Here is a 1,367-nt window from a genome sequence, read left to right as displayed (position 1 = left end):
GAGACTGTAAACCAAACTGTGTCATCTCTTAATTTGATTAAGGGAAAAAATAAGTAAATTAGTTTAACTTAAAGACACAATGAAGACAAACGAATCCTTCGATTTCGAACGCTTCAAGGAAGAAGCAATGCAAGGCCTCTATGACGGCAAAAAGATGGGCGGTACTGATGGCGTATTTGCTCCAATGTTAAAACATCTTTTAGAATCAATGCTCGAAGGCGAGCTAAACAATCATCTGCAAGAAAGTAAAGCTTCTGGCGAGAGCAACCGGAAAAACGGCAAAACAAAGAAAACGGTTAGAAGTCTTCAGTCAGGCCATTTAGAGATTGAGAGCAGCCGTGACCGTCATGGCACCTTTGAGCCCAAAATCCTGCCTAAGCGTCAATTAATTATCAGTGAGGAGCTTGAAGATAAGGTAATAGCGATGTATGCACGCGGTATGAGTACCCGTAATATATCAGAGTATGTCAAGGAAATGTATGCAATGGAGATTTCCGCTACCGAAATTTCTCATATCACCGACAAGGTAATTCCACTCATGAACGAATGGCGTAACAGGCCATTAGAAGCAGTTTACCCCTTTGTTTTTCTGGACTGCATGCACTACAAAGTCCGCGATAACGGAACAGTCGAATCACGGGCGATTTATAACATATTGGGAATAAATCGAGAAGGGAAAAAAGACTTGATTGGGATTTATCTTTCTGAAAACGAGGGGGCTAAATTTTGGCTATCTGTTCTTACAGATTTGAAACAACGTGGTGTTGAAGATATTTTGATTGCTTGCATAGATGGCCTAAAAGGATTTCCCGAAGCTATAGAAGCTGTTTTCCCCAAAACAAAAATTCAGCTCTGCATAATCCACCAGATCCGAACCAGTATCCGCTATGTGCCTGAAAAAGATAAAAAAGGCGTTATCTCAGATTTAAAGCCTATCTATAAGGCAATTAACCAAGAGCAAGCGTATGAAAGGTTACTCGAATTCGATGACAAATGGGGGAAGAAGTATCCTCTGGCAGTGAAATCCTGGATGGATAATTGGGTGAATCTGTCGACTTTTTTTGAGTACACTGCTGAAATCAGAAAAGTCATCTATACGACCAATGCAATTGAAGGCATGCACCGTCAAATCCGGAAAGTCACAAAGACAAAAGGGGCATTTACCTCCGATCAGGCGTTGTTAAAATTGGTTTATCTGGTTGTGAGAGATCTTTCAAAAAAGTGGACAATGTCAATCCATAACTGGGGCTTGACCATGTCTCAATTGTATATTAAATTTGGTGACAGATTACAGGCAGATCGAGAATTTTTCTTGGGCGGCTGAATCTCCCAAAATCAAACCCTGACACAGTTCAGCGTACACTCCC

Annotated in this window: 1 protein-coding gene; it reads left to right on the top strand. The window is 41.0% G+C overall.

The window, feature by feature from the left end; translation table 11 throughout:
* The first annotated feature begins 79 nt into the window (after positions 1 to 79).
* Entirely contained in the window at positions 80 to 1,324 is a 1,245-nt protein-coding gene (locus FEM33_RS00005) for an IS256 family transposase (protein WP_139010085.1), read from the top strand.
* Positions 1,325 to 1,367 lie beyond the last annotated feature (43 nt).

It is taken from the genome of Dyadobacter flavalbus (assembly GCF_006149045.1).
GTDB classification, from domain to species: Bacteria; Bacteroidota; Bacteroidia; order Cytophagales; family Spirosomataceae; genus Dyadobacter; species Dyadobacter flavalbus.
This window is presented reverse-complemented; position numbering and strand designations above follow the sequence as displayed.